This window comes from Frankia sp. RB5 (assembly GCF_059816245.1).
Genome location: NZ_JCBATA010000009.1, coordinates 18,155 through 37,663, shown reverse-complemented (window position 1 = coordinate 37,663; position 19,509 = coordinate 18,155). Strand labels below are relative to the sequence as shown.

The following is a 19,509-nucleotide window of genomic DNA, read 5'->3' as shown; positions in this document are numbered from 1 at the left end:
GGTGGGCGAGCGGCGCGGCACCCCGTGGGGGGACTGGTGACGAACCGGAAGGGCCTGCACACGGACAGCCTGACCGGACTGCAGACCCGTGCCAGCCTGGCGCGGACGTATGATCCGGCCCTTGCCCGGATGCTGAGCGCCGGTCGGCAGGTCGTCCTGATGGCCGTCGAGCTCGACCATGCCCGGGACATCAGCATCGCGCTCGGCTACGACGCCGGCGACGAGCTGATCGCGACGTTCGCCCGCCGGCTGCGCATGGCGCGTCCACGGCCGCTGTCCGCCGCCCGCATCACCCGCGACGAGTTCGCGGTCCTGCTGCGCTGGCCACCCGCCGCACCGGCGGCGTCGACGCGGGTCGACCCGACCCCGGAGGGGCTGGCGCAGGCGATGCTCGGCCAGCTCACGGGCCGGATGCGGATCGGGGGCATGGAGATCGAGGTGGAGGCGACGGCGGGGCTGGCCGCGGCGCCCTCGTGCGGCGAGGAGGTCGACACGCTGCTCGCGCGGGCCGACGCGGCGTTGTGCGAGGCCCGGCGCGCCGGGCGGCGGATCGGGGTGTGGACGCCCGACGTCGCCCTCGCCCAGTCATGGGAATGGGAGCTGCACGCGCAGCTGCGGTCCGCGATCCGCGAGGGCGAGCTGGTGGTGCACTACCAGCCGATGCGCCAGGCGGCCACCAGGCGGACCACCGCCGTCGAGGCACTGGTGCGCTGGCGGCACCCGGTGCACGGCCTGCTGGCGCCGGCGGCGTTCCTGCCGATGGCCGAACGGTCCTCGCTCATCGTCGACCTGACCTGGTGGGTCCTGGACGAGGCGCTGCGCCAGTGCGCCGAGTGGCGACGGCGGGGGCTGTCGGTCTGCGTCTCGGTCAACGTCTCCCCGCGGGTGCTCTCCGACGACGCCCTGCCCCGGGTGGTCGACGAGCGCCTCACCGCCCACGGCCTCGACCCGGACGTGCTCACACTGGAGATCACCGAGGAGGCCCTCATCCCGCGGCCCGCCCACGCCGCCGCCATGCTGGCGCGGCTGCGGGTCCGCGGCGTGCAGCTGTCCCTGGACGACTTCGGCACCGGCTACAACTCCATGGAGATCCTCAAGGCGTTGCCGTTCAACGAGATCAAGATCGACCGGGGGTTCGTGTCGGACGCCCAGGGCAGCATGCCCGACATCGCGATCGTCCAGTCGGTCATCGACCTCGGGCACCGGCTGGGCCTGCGGGTCGTCGGCGAGGGCATCGAGGACGAGCACAGCGAGCGCCTGCTCACCGAACTCGGCTGCGACCTGCTGCAGGGCGTCGCGCTGTCCCCGCCGCGCCCCGCCGACGAGCTGACCGCCCTGCTCTCCCCCGCGCCCGGGCGCCCCGAGGACATCCCGGCGTACGTGGCCCACCCGCCACGGGCCGCCGGACCCGGCGAATCCCCGGACGCACCCGCGGCCGGGCGGCCGGACACCAGCGCGGCCGACGGTGCCAACCCGGCCAGCGGTGCCAACCCGGCGGAGAGGGCTGACGCGGCGGAGAGGGCTGACGCGGCGGAGAGGGCTGACGCGGCCCGAGGCGCGGTGCCGGAGGGCGGCCGGCGGGCCCCCGAGCCGCCCGACGAGACGGACCGGTGCGCCGCGCTGCGCACCTACCGGATCCTCGACGAGCCCGCGGAACCGGCGCTCGACAGCCTCACCACGCTCGCCGCCCAGCTCGCCGACTGCGCGCGCGGCCGCCTCGTCCTCGTCGACGCCGACCGCGAGTGGTGCGCGGCCGGCGCGGGGGCCGGGGAGTCCGCCGCGCGGGTGGGGGCGGCCTCGCACGCCGTCGGCGCCGGTGACGATCTCGAGGTCCCCGACGCGGTCGCCGACCCGCGCTTCGCCGCCGCGTCGCGCCGGGATCCGGCCCGGGCCCGTTTCCTCTGCGCGGTCCCCCTGCGCACCCGCGGCGGGAACGCCCTCGGCGCGCTGTGCGTGCAGGACCCCCGGCCTCGCCGGCTCACCGCCGGGCAACGCGCCGGGCTGCACGCGCTGGCCGCGCACACGATGCACCTTCTCGACGCCCGCCGGGAACGGCTGATGGGCGAGGAGACCACGGCCGCCCTGCGTGACCTCGACCAGTTCTGGCGACCCCAGGACCTGCCCACCGCGGCGAGCCTCACCGCGGACGTGGTCCGTTCCCTGACCGGCGCGGACGCCGTCGGCGTGATGCTGGCCGACCTGCCCGGCGCGGCCGTCTTCCACGCGGCCGGCTCCTCGCACACCGACGGCACCGAGCCGTTCACCCGCGTCGGCATCCCACTGACCGCGGACGAGCACACCGGCCTGCGCATGCTGGCCCGCCTGCGCGATCCGATGTTCATCCCGAACGCCGCCGAGTCCTCGCTGATCCCCGCCGAGAACGTGCGTCAGCTGAACATCCGCTCGGCGCTGGTGCTCCCGCTGCCCGACGTCGGCGGGCGGCTGGGTCTGATCACCGTGCGCTGGACCCGGCCGATGGGTGCGCTCGACCCGCCGATCCTGCGCTCGGCGACCCTGTTCGCCGCCGCGGCCCGCTACACCCTCCTGCGCCTGCACCGCCTCCACACCCAGCGCGCGCACGACCCGTCCCCCGAGCCACCGGACACCTCCGACCACCACTCCGCCAACGGTCACGTCGACGTCCGGTAGCCGGCTCGCCGGGATGGGTCAGTTCTGGTCGGGGACGAGGACCCAGCCGTCCGGGGCGGGCTCGGTGCCGACGGGGCCGTTGACCCTGCGCAGGACGGCGACGTCGACGCCGTTCTGGGCGGCGATCAGGTCCCAGCTCTCGAACTCGCCGCCGCTGTCGACGACCGCCTGGGTGCTGTGGAACCCGGGAAGAAAAATCTCCGGTTCGCCGTCGCCGCAGTGGCCGTCCCTCGTCAGCCGCGGATTGTCCTGCAGCACCGTGTCGAGGGGGACGCCGGTGGCCTGTGCCAGCGCGGCCAAATCACCGTCGTCCCACTGACGAACGGCCAGGCGAAGCGGCTAGCCGAGGGACGCGCTCGCCGCTCGCAGTTCGTCCAGAGCGGCCAGGGTGTGGTGAGCGAGCTCGTCCCCGTCGGCGCGGTCGCCCTCCGACCACGCGGCGAACCCTCGCCGGAAGGCGAGGACGCCCAGTTCACCGGCGATGGCCGCGGTCGACTCGGGCACCCCGCGGGCGACCAGCGCGGTGGCCATCGCGGCCGCGAGGCTGACGCTCTTGAGGGCGTCACGCGCCCGCAGTTCGGTGCTGGCGGCGACGGCCGCCTTCAGCCGGGGCGCGAGCTCACGATTCAGCGGGCCCATCGCGCCGGAGACGCGCTCCAGGCCGACGGCGACCGCCTGTAGTGGGCTGGCGGCCGCGGGGGCCTCGGCGATCCCCTCGGCCAGCAGGCGGCTCAGCGTCTCCTGCCCGGCGACCAGCAGCTCGCGCTTGTCGGGGAAGTACCGGAAGAAGGTGCTCTTCGTGACCCCGGCGCGCTCGGCGATCTGCGCGACCGTCGTGGCGTCATAGCCCTGCTCGGTGAACAGGTCGACGGCGGCCACGACGAGGCGCTCGCGCGCTCCCGGCTCCCACCGTCCCATGGGACCATCATAGGCGATGGGACCTTTGTCCCATCACCCTGATACGGTGACGGGACAAGAGTCCCATCGTTGCGGGAGAGTCCGTCATGCGCGTCCTCGTCACCGGTGGCACCGGTCTGATCGGTTCCGCCGTCGTCGCCGAGCTCCTCGGCAATGGCCACACCGTCCTCGCGCTCGCCCGCTCCGACGCGTCCGCGCGGGCGCTGCAGGCGGCCGGCGCCGAGCCGCTGCCGGGCGGCCTCGCGGATCTGGCCGTCCTGCGCACCGGCGCGGGTCAGGTCGACGGCGTGATCCATCTGGCCTTCCACCACGACTTCAGCACCGCCGAGTCCGTCGCGGCGTCGGTTGCCGAGGAGGGGGCCGCTCTCGCCGTTCTGGGGGAGGCACTCGTCGGCAGCGACCGCCCGTTCGTCACGGTCTCGGGGACGCCCGCCGCGGCGGGCCGCGTCTCCACCGAAGCCGATCCGCCGGTGATCGAAGGGCCGGTCGGGGGTCGCGGTCGCGCGGTCGCGGCGGTGCTGGGCCTGGCGTCGCAGGGGGTCCGGAGCACGGCCGTCCGGCTGCCGCGCACGGTCCACAACGAGGGCAGGGGTGGCTTCGCCGGCATACTGACCGACATCGCGCGCCGGACCGGCGTCGCCGGCTACCCGGGCGACGGCACGCAGCGCTGGCCTGCCGTGCACGCCCTCGACGCGGCGGTCCTCCTCCGGCTCGCCCTGGAGTGCGCGTCGGCCGGGACGTCCTGGCACGCCGTGGCCGACGAGGGCGACCAGGTCCGCGACATCGTCGCGGTCATCGGCCGGCGTCTCGGCCTGCCCGTCAGATCGGTGCCGGCGCAGACCTACGGCCCGCTCGGCGGGATCTTCTCGGCCGACCAGCCCTCGTCCAGCGCCCACACCCGGGCGGCGCTCGGCTGGCAGCCGAAGCACCCGAGCCTGCTCGACGACCTGGAGAACCTCCAGCCCTGACGCGCGGGCGGGGCTACCGGGCGCCGGCGGGAGCGGCGGCCGCAGTGGTCAGGGCGCGCAGGGGGCGGGCGAGGGTGGTGCTGAAGAAGTCGAGCGCCGCCTCGGCGGCGGTGCGCTCGTCGACCGCGTAGGCCACTGCGGCGGCGCCGAGGCCGCCGGCGGTCGCGGACTCGCTCGACGGCGAGCACCCGTTACTGACCGGCGCGGGTCGCCCGGGCGTCCGCGGGCGTGTGCGAGGCGCGGGCGCGGGTATGCGCGGGGGGCGGCGCGCGCCACCGCGCGCCGGGAAGCGGCCTGCGCACCCGGGCGTCGGCGGGGAGCAGGGCACCGGACGCCGCGGGGACGTGGACGTCTCAGGAAGGGGTCGACATGGGCGGGTCCGAGCGGGTACTCGAGAGGCTCGAACGGCGACGGGAACTTGATCCGGTCGCGAAGCGCGTCGCCGGGTTCTGGTCGGCGCGGCTGCGGTCCCCACGGGCACGTGACGTTCTCAGCGGCCGCGCGCTGGGCCATCCGCTGCACCCCGCGGCCGTGATCCTGCCGGCCGGCACCCTGCTGAGCGCCACCCTGCTGGACCTTACCGGCGGCGCCCGGGTGCGCCCGGCCGCGCGCCGGCTCGTCGGCATCGGGCTGCTGTCGGCCGCGCCCGCCGCCCTGGCCGGCTGGTCGGACTGGCTGGACACGGCCGGGGCCGAGCGCCGGGTCGGGCTCGTGCACGCCACCTCCAACATCATCGGCATCGGCTGCTACGCGGCGTCCTTCTGGGCGCGGCTGCGCGGCCGGCGCGGCGTGCTCGCGGGCCTCGCCGGAGCGAGCGCGCTCGGCGTCGGCGGCTGGCTCGGCGGCCATCTCGCCTACGCGCAGGGCGTCGGGGTGGACACCACCGCGTTCCAGCACGGCCCCGCCGACTGGACGGACGTGCTGGCGGCCGCCGAGGTCACCGAGACGCCGCGCAGCGTCGACGTCGGCGGGGTGTCGGTGCTGCTGGCCCGGGTGGACGGCCGGATCGTCGCGCTGGGCAACCGCTGCACCCACCGGGGCGGTCCGCTCAGCGAGGGCCGCCGCGACGGCGACTGCGTCCAGTGCCCATGGCACGGCAGCCGGTTCGCGCTGACCACGGGCGAGGTCGTCCAGGGCCCGGCGACCCGCCCGCAGCCGGTGTACGCCGTGCGCGAGGTCAACGGGCGGGTCGAGCTGCGCCGCGCCGAGATCCGGGCGCTGCGGGCGAATCCCGTCAGCCCGTCACCCGACCGGGTGCTCGCCGGCCGGCACTGACCCGCGTCCCGCACCCCCGAACACGTCGGGGGTGCGGACGTGCTCGGGGCGGAAGCCGAGGCCGATCAGCCGCCCCATGGCCCGCCGCCCGGCGACGGCCACGACCTCCGGCGACCCCACCCGCCCCCACAGCCGCCTCACCCCGCGACCCGCCCACGATGCGCGGCGGTCGGGCGCCGGTTGGGCCGCCGGGGCGCCGACACCGGGCAGCATGCGGCCGACCAGCGCGCCCTGCGCCGTCTGGATGTGCTGCATGAGGCGCACCGGCCAGCCGCGGCGGCGCTGCACCCGGCGCAGGTCGCGGGGGCGGACCCGACCGTCACGCAGGCGGGCGGCGAGCAGGTTCGCGGTCGCCACCGCGTCCGCGACGGCGTAGTTGACGCCGACCCCGCCCGCCGGCGACATGGCGTGCGCCGCGTCGCCGATGCACAGCAGTCCGGGGCGGTACCAGCGGACCAGCCGGTCCACCCGGACGACCAGCGTCTTCACCTGCTCCCAGTCGATGATCGTGGCGACCACCGGGGCGAGGACCGGGGCGACGGCGGCGATGTGCGCGCGGAAGGCGGGCAGGCCGTCGGCCCGCAGCCGGTCGAGGGCCTCCTTGCGGACGACCAGCCCGCACTGCCAGTACTCGCGGCGGTCCAGGGTGATGAGCGCGCTGCCGTCCCGGACGTGCGCCAGGGTGAACGTCGCGTCGCCGGGGCTGTCGCCCTTCGGTAGCCGGAACCACAGCACGTCGAAGGGCACGCCGCGGGTGCGCACCGGCAGCTCCGCCTGGGCCCGGATGATCGAGTGCCGGCCGTCCGTGGCCACCACCAGGTCGGCGGTGAGCTCCGCGTCGCCGCCCGGTCCGCTCGCCCGCACGCCGACGACCCGCCCGCCGTCCCAGAGCAGGTCGGTGGCCCGGGTCCGCATCGCCAGGCGGAACGTCGGGTAGGCCGCCGCGTGCCGGGCGAGGAAGTCCAGGAAGTCCCACTGGGGCATCAGCGCGATGTACGAGCACGGCACGTGCATCCCGCGGAAGTCGACGAAGCGCCGCGCGCGGCCGTCGACCCGGATGGTGAGGTCGTCGGCCCGGGTGTGCGGGATGCGCAGGAACTCCTCGAGCAGGCCCAGCTCGTCCATCACGGCCATCGTCGACGGGTGGATCGTGTCGCCGCGGAAGTCGCGGGCGAAGTCGGCGTGCTTCTCCAGCACCACCACCTCGACGCCGGCCCGGGCCAGCAGCAGTCCCAGCATCATCCCCGCCGGCCCGCCGCCGACGACGACGACGCGCGACCCGGACAGCCCGGTTGTCTCCATCACGGCTCCCCTGACCTCGTCGGGTGACGCCGGGGTGGCTCCCCTCGTGGGCCGTTCTGCCCCGTTGACGACCACTCACGCCGTCAGAGCCAGGCGCCGCGGACCGCCCGGCGCGGGTCGGCGGCCAGGAATCCGAGCGTCGTCCCGTCGAGACCCCGCGGCGCCTGGAACAGGCGGCGCTCGGCCGGCCCTGACGGTCACGGCGCGTAGATCCGGGCGTGCGCGGCCCGGACCGCGGCGCGGCGCACGGGGCCGAACGTCCCGGCCGTGCGCAGGGCCACGCGGGCGGCCATCGCGCCCGGGCCTCCGTGGACGCCACCGCCCGGGTGCGCGGACATCGACGCCAGGTAGAGCCCGCGCACCGGGGTCTCCGGCCGGCCCAGGCCCGGCACGGGCCGAAACATCAGCTGCTGGTGCAGCCCGGCGGTGCCGCCGTTCAGCGCGCCCCGGTGCAGGGCGGCGTTCGCCGCCTGCAGGGCCAGCGGGGACTGGACGTCCCGGCCCACGACGCGATCACGGAAGCCGGGTGCCATCCGCTCGATCCTGCGTTCCGCCCGGTCCGCGAGCCGGGCGACGTCCTCGGGCCCCCAGCGGCCGGTGATCTGTTCACCGCCGGCGTCGGCGCGCGGTTCCTGCGGCACGTGGAAGTAGGCCCAGGCGCTCTCGGTGCCGGCGGGTGAGCGGGTGGGGTCGGCGGTCGTCATCTGCCCGATCACGAGGAACGGGTCGTGGGGAATCGTCCGGCATGCGAGCTGCGCCGACATCAGCGTCAGATCGTCCATCGTGCCGCCGAGATGGACCGTGCCCGCATCCGCGCACCGCGGGTCCGACCAGGGGATCGGGCCGCGGAGCGCCCAGTTGACCTTGAAGGTCGAGTTGTCCCAGTGGAACCGGGCGAGATCATCGAGCAGTCGGGCGGGTAGCTGCTCCGCGGCGACGAGGTGCCGGTACAGGGACACCGCGTTCACGTCCGCGATGACCGCACGCCGGGCCCGCAGCGTGCTGCCGTCCGCCAGCCGGACGCCCTGCGCCTGGCCGTCGCGGACGAGGACGCCGGCGACCGGCGAGGCGGTGCGCACCATTCCACCGCGGACGCGCAGGCGGTGGACCAGCGCCGCGGTGAGCTGGCCCGCGCCGCCCGTCGGGACGGGGTAGCCCACGTCCTGGCCGAGCATTGTCAGCAGCCAGCCGAACAGCGCCGACCCGGCCGCCTCCGGGGCGAGGTCGGTGTGCAGGGCGTTGCCCGCCAGCAACAGGCCCGCGCCGTCGCCGGCGAACTCCTCCTCCGCGAACCGGCGCACCGGAAGGGTGGCGAACCGGGCGAACCGCAACGTCCCCGCCGCTCCCAGCGCCCGGGCGAACCGGATTCCGGCGCGCACCGGCGGAAACGGCACCCCCACGAGCGCCTCGACCAGCGGTTCCCGGACCGTCCGCCAGCGGTCGAACAGCGCGCGCCAGGCGGGCCCGTCCGCCGCCGCGTAGGAGGCGAGCGACTCCGCAGTGCGGTCCAGGTCCGTCGACAGCACGGCGCACCTGCCGTCCGCGGTGGGATGGGCGAGCACGCTCGGCGCCCGCGACCAGCGCAGGCCGTGCTCCTCCAGGCCGAGCCCGCGCATCACCGGGGACGCGGCGGTCAGCGGATAGAAGGCGCTGAACAGGTCGGTGACATACCCGGGTGCGACCGCTTCGGCCGACCGGCAGGCGCCGCCCGGCTCGTCCGCCGCCTCGCACACGATGACGTCCCACCGCGCGTCCGCGAGCAGGTTCGCCGCCACCAGCCCGTTCACCCCGGCACCGATCACGATCGCGTCGGCCACGGCCGCCCTCCAGCTCAGGTCCCGGCCGCCCCGCGACGGCCCTCACGGGGCGGCGGCGAGACATCGTCACGGTCCAGACCGTCCATAACCGTTTCCTACCCCCGTCTACCTCATCGCCGGCGGCACGGGAGGCGGGCGCGGCTCGGGCACGACGGGTTCGGCGATCCCTCCAGCCCCACCAGCGGCGCGGCCGCCGGCACCTGATCGGCGCGTCAGCCGGGGGTGACGGCGTTGCGGACCGCGTCGACGGCCTTCTCCGCGGCCTGGCCGATCCTGTGGACGGTGGGGCGGCCAGCCGGGTGGGCGGCGCCGGCAACGCGGCGGTCGCCGGGGCCGCGCTCGGCGCCCGGACCCGGCTCGCCGCCGTCGTCGGCGACGACCCGCGGAGACACCTCACCAGGATGCACGACACATAGGAGTCATGCGATTACACTCCGCGTCAGATTTGCGCCCGTCCGAACGAGGAGTACTGGTGATGGCCGCACTGCCGAGGACACGCCGTCCGTGGAGAACGGGAGCCAGCGCGCTCGTTACCGCCGTCGTCGGGTGCACCGTCGCGTTGACGCCGACCGCGGCGTTCGCGGGACAGGCCGCGCTCTCACCCGGTCACGGACCGGCGGGCGCCGACGTGCCCCCGCCGGCCTCCGGCGCCCGGGTGGCATGGGCGTGGGGTGCGAACTGGGCCGGCCAGCTCGGCAACGGCGGCCGGATCGACGAGCATCGCCCCTTCCCGGTCGCCGGGGTCGACAGCGTCACGGCGATCGCCGGCGGGTCCTCCTCCGGCTACGCCCTGCGCCGCGACGGAACCGTCTGGGCCTGGGGCGCCAACCGTGTGGGCCAGCTCGGCGACGGCACCACCACAGATCACGCCACGCCCGTGCGGGTCGAGGGCCTCACCGAGGCGACCGCCATCGCCGGCGGCGACGAGTCCGCCTACGCGTTGCGCCGCGACGGCACCGTCTGGGGCTGGGGTCTCAACATCGCCGGCCAGCTGGGCAACGGCACCACCACCGACAGTTCCACACCGGTCCAGGTCAACGGTCTCCACGACGTGACAGCCCTTGCCGCCGAGACCTGGACCACCTATGCCCTGCGCCGCGACGGCACGGTCTGGGCCTGGGGCAGCGGCGGCAACGGGCAGCTCGGCAACAACACCGCCACCGCCAGTTCCACTCCGGTGCAGGTCAGCGGACTGACCGGGGTGAGAGGCATCGCCGCCGGACGCGGCGCCGGGTACGCGATCCTCGCCGACGGCACCGTGCGTTCCTGGGGCTGGAACTACTTCGGCGGTCTCGGCGACGGCACCACGACCGACAGCAGCGTGCCCGTCCAGGTCAGCGGGCTGGATCAGGTCGTCTCCCTCGCCGCCGGATGGAGCTCGGCATACGCCGTCCGCCGGGACGGCACCGTCCGTTCCTGGGGGTACAACGGGGCCGGCCAGCTCGGCGACGGCACCACCGTCGACCGGCGGGCACCCGTCGAGGTCGAGGGGCTCGGCGGCGTGCGCGCCGTGACGGCCGGCGAGTACTGGGCCCAGGCGGTGCGGGTGGACGGCACGGCCTGGGCCTGGGGTGCCAACGACCAAGGCCAGCTCGGCGACGGCACCACCACCACCAGCTTCACACCGGTTCAGGTCGCCCTGCCGGTGCCCGTCACCGCCCTCGGCGCCGGCTTCCAGACCGGGTACGCCCTGGGATCCGCCCGGCCGCGCCCGGGACACGGACCCGGCCGGGGCGCGCCGTCGGCCCGGCTGTCCGTCACGCCGCCCCGCGGCTTCGCCCCGACCCGCGTCACCGCGAACGCGGCCGGCTCAGCGGCCGGCGCGGCACCCCTCGTCTCGTACACGTTCGACTTCGGCGATGGCACCATCGCCGGACCCGGTTCCAGCCCGACGGCGACCCACGTCTACCGCACCCCCGGCAACTACCGGGCCACCGCGACCGTGACCGACAGCACCGGCGCCACCGGCGGCCGCACCGTCACGGTGCCGATCGAGGCGCCGACCGGGCCGGGCATCTTCTGGGAGTCGGCCGCCGTCCCGCCGGGCTGCAACCACTGCACCGCCATCAGGATCATCAGCACCGGCACTGCCCCGCTGGAGATCAGCTCGGTCACCGCGGCGGAGAACAGCACCGCCGCGGTCACCAACGAGTGCCCCGCAACGCTGCCGGTCGGCGACTCCTGCGTCGTCTGGTGGACCACCATCGACGGCCGGCCCGGATCGAACAAGAACATCACCGTCCATCACAACGCCCCTGGTGGCGTGACCACCATCTCTCCCGGCGGCGACGAGGTCCGCTGACACCGCGATCCCCTGGTGCGGCCCTCGTCCGGTCAGCGGTTGCCGGGCATGGCGCTCACCTGACCGAGGACGGACTCGCTGTCACCCTCGACGCCAGGTCGCCCAGGCTCACAAACCAAACGTCACGATCCCCAGCGACCGTACTGCCGGGCGGCGTTCGGCGCCGTGGTGCACGCGAGGGCGCGGGGCTACTCGGCGGCGAGGACGGCGCCGGCCTCGGTGCCCTGGCTGGGGGGTCGGGGAGCGGCGCCGGCGAGCAGGTCGCGGATCTCGGTGAGCAGGCGGGCCTCGTCGCTGATCGCGGGCTCCGCCTCGGGCTGCGGATGGCCGCGCCGGCGCAGGTCGTTCGCCTTCGCGATCGGCAGGACGACGAAGAAGTAGACGGTTGCCGCGACGATCATAAACGTGACCAGGGCGTTGAGGAAAAGGCCGTAGCGGAAGACGCTGTGGTGGATCGTGAACCGCAGGCCGGCGAAGTCCGGCTTGCCGCCGATCGCGGCGATCAGCGGCGTGAGCAGGTTGTCGACCAAGGCCTTCACCACGGCGGTGAAGGCGGTGCCGATGACGACTGCCACCGCGAGGTCGACGATGTTCCCCCGCATGAGGAACTGCTTGAACCCGGTTAGGCCGGGACGGATGAGTCGAGTGGTCGGTTCGACCACTCCCCGGCCACGGTCGACGACCTTCCTGAAGCCGAACACGGACTACTCCTTAGCGCTTCCGACGGGGACCTGGCGGTGGGGCAGCGCCCCGAACCGGCGCCGAGATCAGCACCGCGTTCCGTTATCTCCGACCGAAGGCGGATGTAACCCGCCTCGGCCCGCCCCGGGCACCGCGCTGGCACCCACTGGTGCTCATCGGAACGCTTTCGTAGCGTCGCAGGGTGATGACGGCATCGCCTAAAGGGACCCGACCGAACAGACACGAGGAGACGCGAGACTGATGGCCACCTTGCTGTTCGCCATGACCGGAGCCGCGTACTGGACGTTGCGGGATGGCACCCGCCATGCCACCGGCTACTGGGCGGAGGAGTTCGCCGCCCCGTACCGGACGCTCGCCGCGGCCGGCCACCGGGTCGTCGTCGCCACGCCCGGCGGGGCGATCCCGACGGTGGACATGATGAGCCTTCGCCCCGACCTGGCGGGCGATGCGCGGACCGCCCTCGACCTGGAGAACGTCATCCGTTCCGCGGAGGAGATGCGCAGGCCGATCCAGATCCGCGACGCCCGTCTGGCCGACTATGACGCCGTCTACTTTCCCGGCGGTCACGGGCCGATGGAGGACCTGTGGAACGACGCCGACGCCGGCCGGCTGCTGACCGCGGCGCTCGCCTCCGGCAAACCGCTGGCCGTCGTCTGCCACGCCCCGGCCGCGTTGCTCGCCACCCGGATTCACGGCGTCTCCCCCTTTGCCGGCTATCGGGTCACCGGCTTCACCAACGACGAGGAAAACGCCGTGGGCCTCGGCCCGAAGGCACGCTGGCTGTTGGAGGACGCCCTGAACGACCTGGGCGTCCACTTCACCCGCGGCGAGATCTGGAAGCCCTACACGGTGGTCGACCGCAACCTCTACACCGGGCAGAACCCCGCGTCCGCCGCCGTGCTGGCGCAACGGCTGCTGGCGGTACTGTCCTGAATGGACCGCAGAGCGCCGATCATTGGCGAGCCCGCAAACAAAACGACCGTCAGCCGGTCCGACGAGATCAGGGGCCCACCCGCGCCCGTTCAGCCACCCGACCGGGCGCGGGCGCCAGCCCCCGCACCTTTCCCCCGCCCATGCGTTCCCTGCCGGCCGCCGGCCGCGTCTTCCTGGCCTTGCCGCCCTCGCCGGCATCGCCGCCCCCACTGGCATCGCCGCCCTCACTGGCATCGGCCTGCTCCTGGTCGCCGTTGCCGGCGTCGGAGCGTTCCTCTGTGCCGCTCTCCTGCGACCCGGCCTCGGTGCGCTCCGTGTCCTCGCCGGCGGGCGCACCCTCGTCCCCGGAGGTGTCCCGGTCCTGATCCTCCAGATCCTTCCGCTGCTCCTCCTGGCCCTCCTGTTCCTCCTGGCCCTCCTGGCCCTCGAGCTCGTCGGGCTGGGCGACGACCTTGCCCTCCTGGATCTCGCCGCGCCACGAGCCGGTGGCCTCGTTGCGCATTGTGATGAAGCGCCGGAAGTGCTTCAGGTCGAGACGGGCGCGGCGCCCGCCCGCGCGCCAGATGTTGCCGGTCTTCTCGAAGAACCCGCTCGGGTAGTACTCCATGCTCAGCAGCAGGCGCGTGAGGTCGTCGGCCAGCGGATGGAAGGTGACGACGCCCTTCGTCGACCCTTTGGCGCCCTGCGCGGTCCAGGCGATCCGGCGGTCGGGGATCTGCTCCGTCGTCGTCCCCTTCCAGGAGCGCCGCGACTTGAAGACCTTGATCCGCCAGTTCTGCTCGGTCTCACTCTTCGCGTCGACGCCCTCCACCCCCTTCATGAACCGGGAGAACTGGGGGAACTGGGTCCACTGGTCGTAGGCGACCGACACCGGCACGCCGACGTCGAGCGCCTCCTGGATGTTCGTCACCTTCTGCTGCCCCGACCGCTGCTTGGACTTGCCGCGCCGGAACAGACCCCTGATCTTGTTCTTGGCGGAATCCATCGCGGTGCCGGCTGCCGCCCGCATCGGCGACTGTCCCTCGGCGATCCGCTTCGCCCCCCCGAGCAGCGCGGAGCCCTCGCCGCCCTCGCCGCCTCCGCCCAGCTTCTCGGCGCCGGCGGTGACGCGCTTGCCGAGATCTCCGGCCAGATTCGTGGCCTGTGCCTTGGCGAGATCCTTCGCCTCCTGGCGGAGCCGCTCGCTGGCGGGGCTGTGTCGCAGTGCGTCCAGCAGTCCCGTCGGCCTGGTGCCCGTCGCCTCGGTCATCACATCTCCTTCCGGCCTGCCCGCGGCTCCCGCGCACGTGCCTGACGACCGGCGGGGGCACGCTCCGGTCCGGCGTCCCTGGTCCTGGCCGCGGGTGCCGGCTCCGCCAGCTCGTCCTCGCCCTCGCCCTCGTCGCCCTTGCTCTGCTCGCGCTCGTCCCTGGCTGCCTCGCTCTCGACGCCCTCGGCGGCCCCACCCTCGGTGCCCTGTGCGGTCTCGAACTCCTCGCTCTCGGCAGCCTCGTCCTCATCGCCGTCGGCGGTCTCGCCCTGGTGGCCCCCGCCCCCGGCGTCCTGTTCGTTCTGGCCGTCTTCGGCCTGGTCCTCCTCGTCCTGCTGGTACTGCTCGTCCTGGGGGGTCTCGTCCACAGCGCGTTCGTCCTCAGCGCCCTCGCCCTGGTCGCCGGCCGCGCGCCCGCGGCTGGTCACGGCGCCCGCCACCGCTGACACCGTCCCGGTCGCGGCCTTCCCGACGCCACCGAGCTTCTTCTTGGCACCGGCGACATCTTCGGCACCGCTCTCCTCCCGACCGTTGCCCCCGGCGTCGGGGACGAGGCGGCTCAGTCGCCCGTGGAGGCCGTCGGCGAGGCGTTCCGCCTGAGCCTCGTAGGCCGACAGCAGCGCCTGGCGCACCGCGTCGGCCGCCGGGCCGCGCAGTTGCGCGATGATCTGCTGCCCCTCCTCGGACCGCAGCAGCGTCACCACCTGGTCACGCAGGATGTCCTGGGCGTTGTATTTGCGACCGGTGAGCCACATGGCGGTGCGGACCGCGAACTTCGCCTTCTTGGTGCGGCCCAGCAGGTATCCGCCGACGAGCGCACCCGCGATCTTCGCGTTGCTCACGACTCCTCACCTTTCCCCTGGTCGGTGCGATTGGTTGGATCTCCCCAGCCCCACCGCCCGGTGCCGGCGAAGGTGTCCCCGGCTGCCTCCCCTGGACGACCCGTCCAACCCGCCTGTGGGTCGTCCTGGGCCACCCGGCCGCCGAGTTCGGGAGGCAGGTCGACGAAGCTGACGGCCGGCAGCGGGCCGACCTGCTCGATCACGAGTTCGGGATGCGCGACGCGGGCGCGACGCAGGGCGGCGCCGAACTCCGCCACGTCCTCGGTCGCCACCATGAAGGCCCAGCTGAGCACGGGATCCTCGGGGCCGCCGTGGCGCCGGCGAGACCGGTCGGCGCGCGCCAGCGGCCGCAGCAGCGCCAGGACGTCCTCCGCCTGCGCGATCCGGCGGGCGACGACGAGGTCGGCGACGCGCTCGCCGAGACGGATCCGGCTGTCCAGGTCGGCCGGGATGGTGGTCCCCGCCAGCGCAGACCCGGGAAGCACGGCGGCGAGTGCGCTGCGCTCGTCCTCCTCCGCCTCCACGCGCAGTTCGACCACACCGTCGATGGCGTCGAGCCGTTCGGGCAGCATGTCCCCGACCGGTGCCAGGACCTCGTTGCGCACCGACTCCTCGTCCGGCGCGACGGTGCCCAGCCGCATCGGCAGCACCGGGCCGGCCTCGAGCAGGAGCCGCAGGATGTCGACATGCCGCATCGCCTCCTGCTCGCCGAGGACGCCGAGTCTCGCGGTCGCGCTGACGGCCGCCGCGAGCGGACCGAGGCGGACCAGATGGACCGGGCCGCCCGGCTCGCCGAGGCCGACCGGCGCGGGCTCAGGCTCGGGATGATCGACCTTCGTCACGCCGTACACGATCACGGACATCTCACGCCTCCCGTCCGCTGCGGCGTTCCGAGGGCACGCGGCGCTCGTCCTGGGCTCGCCTGCGGGCCGGCTCGGTCTCCTGGTCGTCGACCGACCCGCTGGCGCCGGACAGCGAGTCCCGCAGCGCGCCGACCACGTCGCCGCCGGCGTCCTTCAGGCCGCCGAGCGCCCCCTGGGTCGCGCCCTTCGCCTTGTGCCGCGCGGTGCCGTCGGTCACCTCGTGCATCAGCCCGGGCAGACCCGCCACCTGTTCCTGTGGTCGCAGATCGAGCCGGTTCACCGCCTCCGCGAACCGCAGATAGGTGTCGACGCTGGCGATCACGATCCGGGCGTCGATCGTGAGGATCTCGATGCCGACCAGCGCCACGCGCACGTAGGCGTCGATGACGATGCCCTTGTCCAGCACCACGTCGAGGACGTCGGCGAGCCCACTGGGCTGCGGGGCCCGGCCGACGGGGTGACTGACGACGCTCATCGCGAGCACCTCGCCTTCAGCGAGACGACATCCTCTGGCGCGGCCGATGGCCGCTGGTGGGACGTCTCGGCTACTCCGGACGTTTCGGTTGTTGTAGACGTTGTCGCCGCGGCGGTCTCGGCCGGTTCGGCCCGGGCGGCGCGGTCGGCGCGGTCCCCCGCCGCGGGCGACGCGAACGAGCGCGCGCCGGGGGGCGCGGGCGCGCCCAGGACGTCGCGCGCGAGGGAGACGGCCTCGTCCGCGTCCTGATCGGACAGCGCGAGCGAGGTGCGCAGCCGTTCGATGCTGCGCCGGACCTCGATCAGGCTCCGGCCGAGGTCCTCGACCTGGTCGTCCGAGAGGTCGCCGCCGTCCATCCGCCGGATGGCCTGGCGTTCCAGCAGCTCGCGGAGCAGCTCCAGGACGGCCACGACGAGCTGGCCCAACCCCCGGCCGACGTCCTCGGGGTCCGCATCGAGCCGCAGTGCCTGGCGCCGCTCGGCCCCGCCCCGCGCCGCGGGCCCGCGCGCCGTCATGGCGGTGTGCCCATCATGACGGCCTCCCGGGCGCGGACGCGGACCCGCCGGGCGAACCGCCGCGGCGGCCGCCCTCGATCGCCGTCTGGACACCGACGAGCAGCAGGCGCAGATCGACCTTGAGCAGTTCCACCCCTGCCAGTGCGACGACGACCTGCCCGCTCACGACAGCGCCGCTGTCCACCAGCCGGTCGAGCAGGTCCACCAGTGCCTGCCCCTGTGGGGGAGCCTGCGCCCGTGGGGTGGGCTGTGCCCGCGGGGACGCGCCGGGGACGTGGTAATAGGTGCCGCCGGCCGCCGGGGCGGCCGCACGTGCGCGGGGCACGGCCGTCGGATCAGCCATCGCCGGCCTCCGCTCCGCCCTGGCCGGTGGCGGGAGCACCTGGCGCGCCGACGAGACCGGGCACGGCCGGCGAGCCGATGACGGCGGGCACGTCCAGCGGGTCCAGGGCACCGAGCGTGACGTCGACGAACGAGTACGGCGGCCACGGGCCCGTCAGCTCCGCCGCCAGCCCGGCGGCGCGCACCTCGTCGACCGCCCGCCGGGCAGCGTCGAGGAAGGCTTCCTCCCGCGCCGTGTCCACCAGGTAGGCGCGGTCGAACAGGCGGCCCGGCCGCCGCCCGCGGGTGGTCGCGTCGCGTGCGTGCGCGCAGAGCGCGTGATCCACCCGGTCGAGGAGCTGCGCGGTCTGGACACGCTGGCGTTCGGCCGCGTGCAGCGACGCCCGGCGTGACGCGAGGTACTCCGCCCCCGCGCCGCGCCCGCGCGCTTCGCCCTCCGCCGCGTCCTGCGCCCTCGGCGGGCCGGTGGGTTGGGGCCGGCCTTCCTCCCGCTTCGCAGGGCTGTCCCGGCCGGCGTCACGCTCGACGCGCAGCCCCCATTCGCGGGCGCCGCGGACGGCGGCGAGCAGCGCGGTGAGGCCGCCGTCCGGATCGTCGAGGACCTCGGCGGCGTGGTCCGGCCCGCGCAGGACCGTGCCGAAGCGCAGCGGCAGAACGCTTCCGCGTTCCATGAGCTCCCGCAGGACGGCATCGTGGCGCTGCGCGAGCGCCGCCAGCCGGCCGGACTCGCTCAGGTCCTCCTCGATCCCCTCCAGCAGGCCGACGTCGATGTCCGAGACGACCAGCGCGAGCCCGTCGCGGGCGATCGTCCGCGCGGGGCCGGCATCGTCGTGCAGGCGCGTGATCCCGCCGACGTCCACCCCCGCCGGCGCCACGCCGTACGCATACAGGCCCGTGCGCACCGCCGTAGTGGCTTCCCGCGGCGCGGGGGCGCCGTCGCCGCCGCCGGTCCTCTCCTCGGCGACAGGTTCGGCGACGGGTTCGGCGACGGAGTCCTCGGCGGTCTCGGTGACCGGCTCGGGCGACGGGGTGTCGACGATCGGGGGAGGTGCCGAGGCCATGATCTGCGCGGCGATCTCCGTGGCGAGCCGTTCGGCGATCCGACGACGGGCGAGCTGCTGGGCCTCGGGCACCGCGTCGGCCAGCACGCCCGGCGCGAGGCGCCGGCCCAGCTCGCTCAGCGGGTTCGTCATCGCGCTCTCGCCGCCCCGGCCGGTCGCTCACCATCGGCGGCGGGTGCCGCGGGCTCGGCCGCGACCGCACGTCCGGTGGCGGGGATCGCCGCGTCGTCGTCCGACGCGGCCTCGAGGGCGTTCAGCCGAGCTCGCAGGCGCGCGTTCTCCGCGCGCAGCTCGCGCGGGCTGCGCGCCCGCACCTGACCCTGGCTCTCCGGCAGGAGATCGCGCTGGTCGCGCTGGTCGTCGGACTGTGCCTCGCGGGCCCGCGACGAGTAGAAGGGATCGGTCGTCCACCAGTCCAGGCCCATCTCCCGGGCGGTGTCGGCCGAGGCGATGAACAGCCGCAGCTTGAGGGTGAGCAGCTCGACGTCGAGCACGCTGACCACCACGTCGCCCACGATCACGACGCCCTTGTCGAGGACGCGTTCGAGGACGTCGGCGAGGGTGTCGGTCCGGGTGCCGCTCCAGCCCCGCAGCGGCGCCGATGGCGAGGCTGTCGCCATGGGCCCACGACTGCCCCTGACCGCCGGATTGGCGGCGGTCGCGGCGATGTCCGGTCGTGCCATGGTGACCCCGTCGGGGAGCTGGTCGCGTCGAGGCGCTGCTGGGTCCGGCAGCGTTCCCAGGTCGTCGTTCTCCGGTCATGCGGTGCGGGTCGCGCCGCCGGTCCTGGTCCGTCAGCTGTCGGTCGCGCCGCGCACGAAGCGCCGCAGACGCTCGTAGCCGATCAGGCCGCCCTCGTCGTCCACGTCGATGCGGTAGGTCGCCACCACGCTGGTGGTCGAGGGGATCCGCTCCAGCTCGACCACGTCCGCCAGCACCGACCAGCCCTCGTCCGTGCGCCGCACCCCGGAGACCCGTTCGGGTTCCTGGCGGGAGACGGCGGCGAACTGGCGCAGTGCCGCGGGCAGGATGTCGGTCACGTCGGACCTCCCCGTCCGAGGCGCTGCCCCGGGACCGGGCGGGTCGTCGGCGGCGCCCATGAGCCACCCGCCGTCCTCGTCCGAGTTCGTGGGTACGCGACGGCGCGGTCGCCGTCACGGCGGGGGCACGGCGTCGAAGCCAGGGCCTTAGACCTCAGGCCCTTCCCCGCCGGTCCGCCCCGAAACCCCGGGCCGGGGCCGCCCGTCAGCCAGGCCCGCGCGGTGGTTTGGGACGGGCCGGAGGGGCATGGCCGAA

21 protein-coding genes are annotated in these 19,509 nt (G+C 74.7%); 5 read left to right on the top strand and 16 right to left on the bottom strand.

Features of this window, described 5'->3' with window-relative positions:
* The first annotated feature begins 36 nt into the window (after positions 1–36).
* A complete protein-coding gene (locus tag AC6EXY_RS06485) occupies positions 37–2,649 on the top strand; it encodes an EAL domain-containing protein (protein WP_499816858.1) in 2,613 nt (870 codons plus the stop codon).
* 18 nt (positions 2,650–2,667) lie between these two features.
* Here AC6EXY_RS06485 and AC6EXY_RS06480 read toward each other — a convergent pair whose 3' ends face one another.
* A complete protein-coding gene (locus tag AC6EXY_RS06480; RefSeq protein ID WP_101834452.1) occupies positions 2,668–2,949 on the bottom strand; it encodes a hypothetical protein in 282 nt (93 codons plus the stop codon).
* 39 nt (positions 2,950–2,988) lie between these two features.
* A complete protein-coding gene (locus tag AC6EXY_RS06475) occupies positions 2,989–3,567 on the bottom strand; it encodes a TetR/AcrR family transcriptional regulator (RefSeq protein ID WP_101834451.1) in 579 nt (192 codons plus the stop codon).
* 86 nt (positions 3,568–3,653) lie between these two features.
* Between AC6EXY_RS06475 and AC6EXY_RS06470 the strand changes: the two genes are divergently transcribed.
* A complete protein-coding gene (locus AC6EXY_RS06470; RefSeq protein WP_101834449.1) occupies positions 3,654–4,535 on the top strand; it encodes an SDR family oxidoreductase in 882 nt (293 codons plus the stop codon).
* Between the two features lie 13 nt (positions 4,536–4,548).
* Here AC6EXY_RS06470 and AC6EXY_RS06465 read toward each other — a convergent pair whose 3' ends face one another.
* Complete coding sequence (locus tag AC6EXY_RS06465) at positions 4,549–4,671, bottom strand: hypothetical protein (protein ID WP_499816859.1); 123 nt, start codon at positions 4,669–4,671, stop codon at positions 4,549–4,551.
* A gap of 233 nt (positions 4,672–4,904) precedes the next feature.
* Between AC6EXY_RS06465 and AC6EXY_RS06460 the strand changes: the two genes are divergently transcribed.
* Positions 4,905–5,810 (top strand): Rieske (2Fe-2S) protein, encoded by a 906-nt coding sequence (locus AC6EXY_RS06460; protein WP_499816861.1) that lies wholly within the window; start codon positions 4,905–4,907, stop codon positions 5,808–5,810.
* Here the strand turns inward: AC6EXY_RS06460 and AC6EXY_RS06455 are convergent.
* The 3 genes from AC6EXY_RS06455 to AC6EXY_RS06445 form a co-directional block, all read right to left on the bottom strand.
* A complete protein-coding gene (locus AC6EXY_RS06455; protein ID WP_499816862.1) occupies positions 5,778–7,112 on the bottom strand; it encodes an FAD-dependent oxidoreductase in 1,335 nt (444 codons plus the stop codon). The genes AC6EXY_RS06460 and AC6EXY_RS06455 overlap by 33 nt on opposite strands.
* 197 nt (positions 7,113–7,309) lie before the next feature.
* A complete protein-coding gene (locus AC6EXY_RS06450; RefSeq protein WP_499816863.1) occupies positions 7,310–8,929 on the bottom strand; it encodes a phytoene desaturase family protein in 1,620 nt (539 codons plus the stop codon).
* A gap of 212 nt (positions 8,930–9,141) precedes the next feature.
* Positions 9,142–9,336, bottom strand: a complete 195-nt coding sequence (locus AC6EXY_RS06445; protein WP_165818298.1) for a hypothetical protein — start codon at positions 9,334–9,336, stop codon at positions 9,142–9,144.
* A gap of 68 nt (positions 9,337–9,404) precedes the next feature.
* On the opposite strand from AC6EXY_RS06445, the gene AC6EXY_RS06440 reads away from it, so the two are divergent.
* Entirely contained in the window at positions 9,405–11,231 is a 1,827-nt protein-coding gene (locus AC6EXY_RS06440; protein WP_101831038.1) for an RCC1 domain-containing protein, read from the top strand.
* Positions 11,232–11,419: 188 nt separating this feature from the next.
* Here AC6EXY_RS06440 and mscL read toward each other — a convergent pair whose 3' ends face one another.
* On the bottom strand, positions 11,420–11,932 hold the full coding sequence (mscL, locus tag AC6EXY_RS06435) for a large conductance mechanosensitive channel protein MscL (protein ID WP_101831037.1): 513 nt from the start codon (positions 11,930–11,932) through the stop codon (positions 11,420–11,422).
* Positions 11,933–12,173: 241 nt separating this feature from the next.
* Between mscL and AC6EXY_RS06430 the strand changes: the two genes are divergently transcribed.
* Positions 12,174–12,866, top strand: a complete 693-nt coding sequence (locus tag AC6EXY_RS06430) for a type 1 glutamine amidotransferase domain-containing protein (protein WP_207770226.1) — start codon at positions 12,174–12,176, stop codon at positions 12,864–12,866.
* 67 nt (positions 12,867–12,933) lie between these two features.
* On the opposite strand, the gene AC6EXY_RS06425 is transcribed toward AC6EXY_RS06430, so the two are convergent.
* The 9 genes from AC6EXY_RS06425 to gvpO form a co-directional block, all read right to left on the bottom strand.
* On the bottom strand, positions 12,934–14,115 hold the full coding sequence (locus AC6EXY_RS06425; RefSeq protein WP_499816864.1) for an SRPBCC family protein: 1,182 nt from the start codon (positions 14,113–14,115) through the stop codon (positions 12,934–12,936).
* A complete protein-coding gene (locus AC6EXY_RS06420; protein WP_499816865.1) occupies positions 14,115–14,957 on the bottom strand; it encodes a hypothetical protein in 843 nt (280 codons plus the stop codon). The genes AC6EXY_RS06425 and AC6EXY_RS06420 overlap by 1 nt, the downstream gene beginning before the upstream one ends.
* Entirely contained in the window at positions 14,954–15,820 is an 867-nt protein-coding gene (locus AC6EXY_RS06415) for a GvpL/GvpF family gas vesicle protein (protein ID WP_101831033.1), read from the bottom strand. Before AC6EXY_RS06415 ends, AC6EXY_RS06420 begins: the two co-directional genes overlap by 4 nt.
* Before the next feature lies 1 nt (position 15,821).
* On the bottom strand, positions 15,822–16,295 hold the full coding sequence (locus AC6EXY_RS06410) for a gas vesicle structural protein GvpA (protein WP_101831041.1): 474 nt from the start codon (positions 16,293–16,295) through the stop codon (positions 15,822–15,824).
* Positions 16,292–16,810: a gas vesicle protein K gene (locus tag AC6EXY_RS06405; protein ID WP_101831032.1), complete on the bottom strand. Its 519-nt coding sequence runs from the start codon at positions 16,808–16,810 to the stop codon at positions 16,292–16,294. The genes AC6EXY_RS06410 and AC6EXY_RS06405 overlap by 4 nt, the downstream gene beginning before the upstream one ends.
* A gap of 13 nt (positions 16,811–16,823) precedes the next feature.
* Positions 16,824–17,153 (bottom strand): gas vesicle protein, encoded by a 330-nt coding sequence (locus AC6EXY_RS06400; protein WP_101831031.1) that lies wholly within the window; start codon positions 17,151–17,153, stop codon positions 16,824–16,826.
* Complete coding sequence (locus tag AC6EXY_RS06395) at positions 17,146–18,345, bottom strand: GvpL/GvpF family gas vesicle protein (protein ID WP_101831030.1); 1,200 nt, start codon at positions 18,343–18,345, stop codon at positions 17,146–17,148. Before AC6EXY_RS06395 ends, AC6EXY_RS06400 begins: the two co-directional genes overlap by 8 nt.
* Positions 18,342–18,833: a gas vesicle protein gene (locus tag AC6EXY_RS06390; RefSeq protein ID WP_499816867.1), complete on the bottom strand. Its 492-nt coding sequence runs from the start codon at positions 18,831–18,833 to the stop codon at positions 18,342–18,344. The genes AC6EXY_RS06395 and AC6EXY_RS06390 overlap by 4 nt, the downstream gene beginning before the upstream one ends.
* 174 nt (positions 18,834–19,007) lie before the next feature.
* A complete protein-coding gene (gene gvpO, locus AC6EXY_RS06385) occupies positions 19,008–19,253 on the bottom strand; it encodes a gas vesicle protein GvpO (RefSeq protein ID WP_243407336.1) in 246 nt (81 codons plus the stop codon).
* Positions 19,254–19,509: the final 256 nt, after the last annotated feature.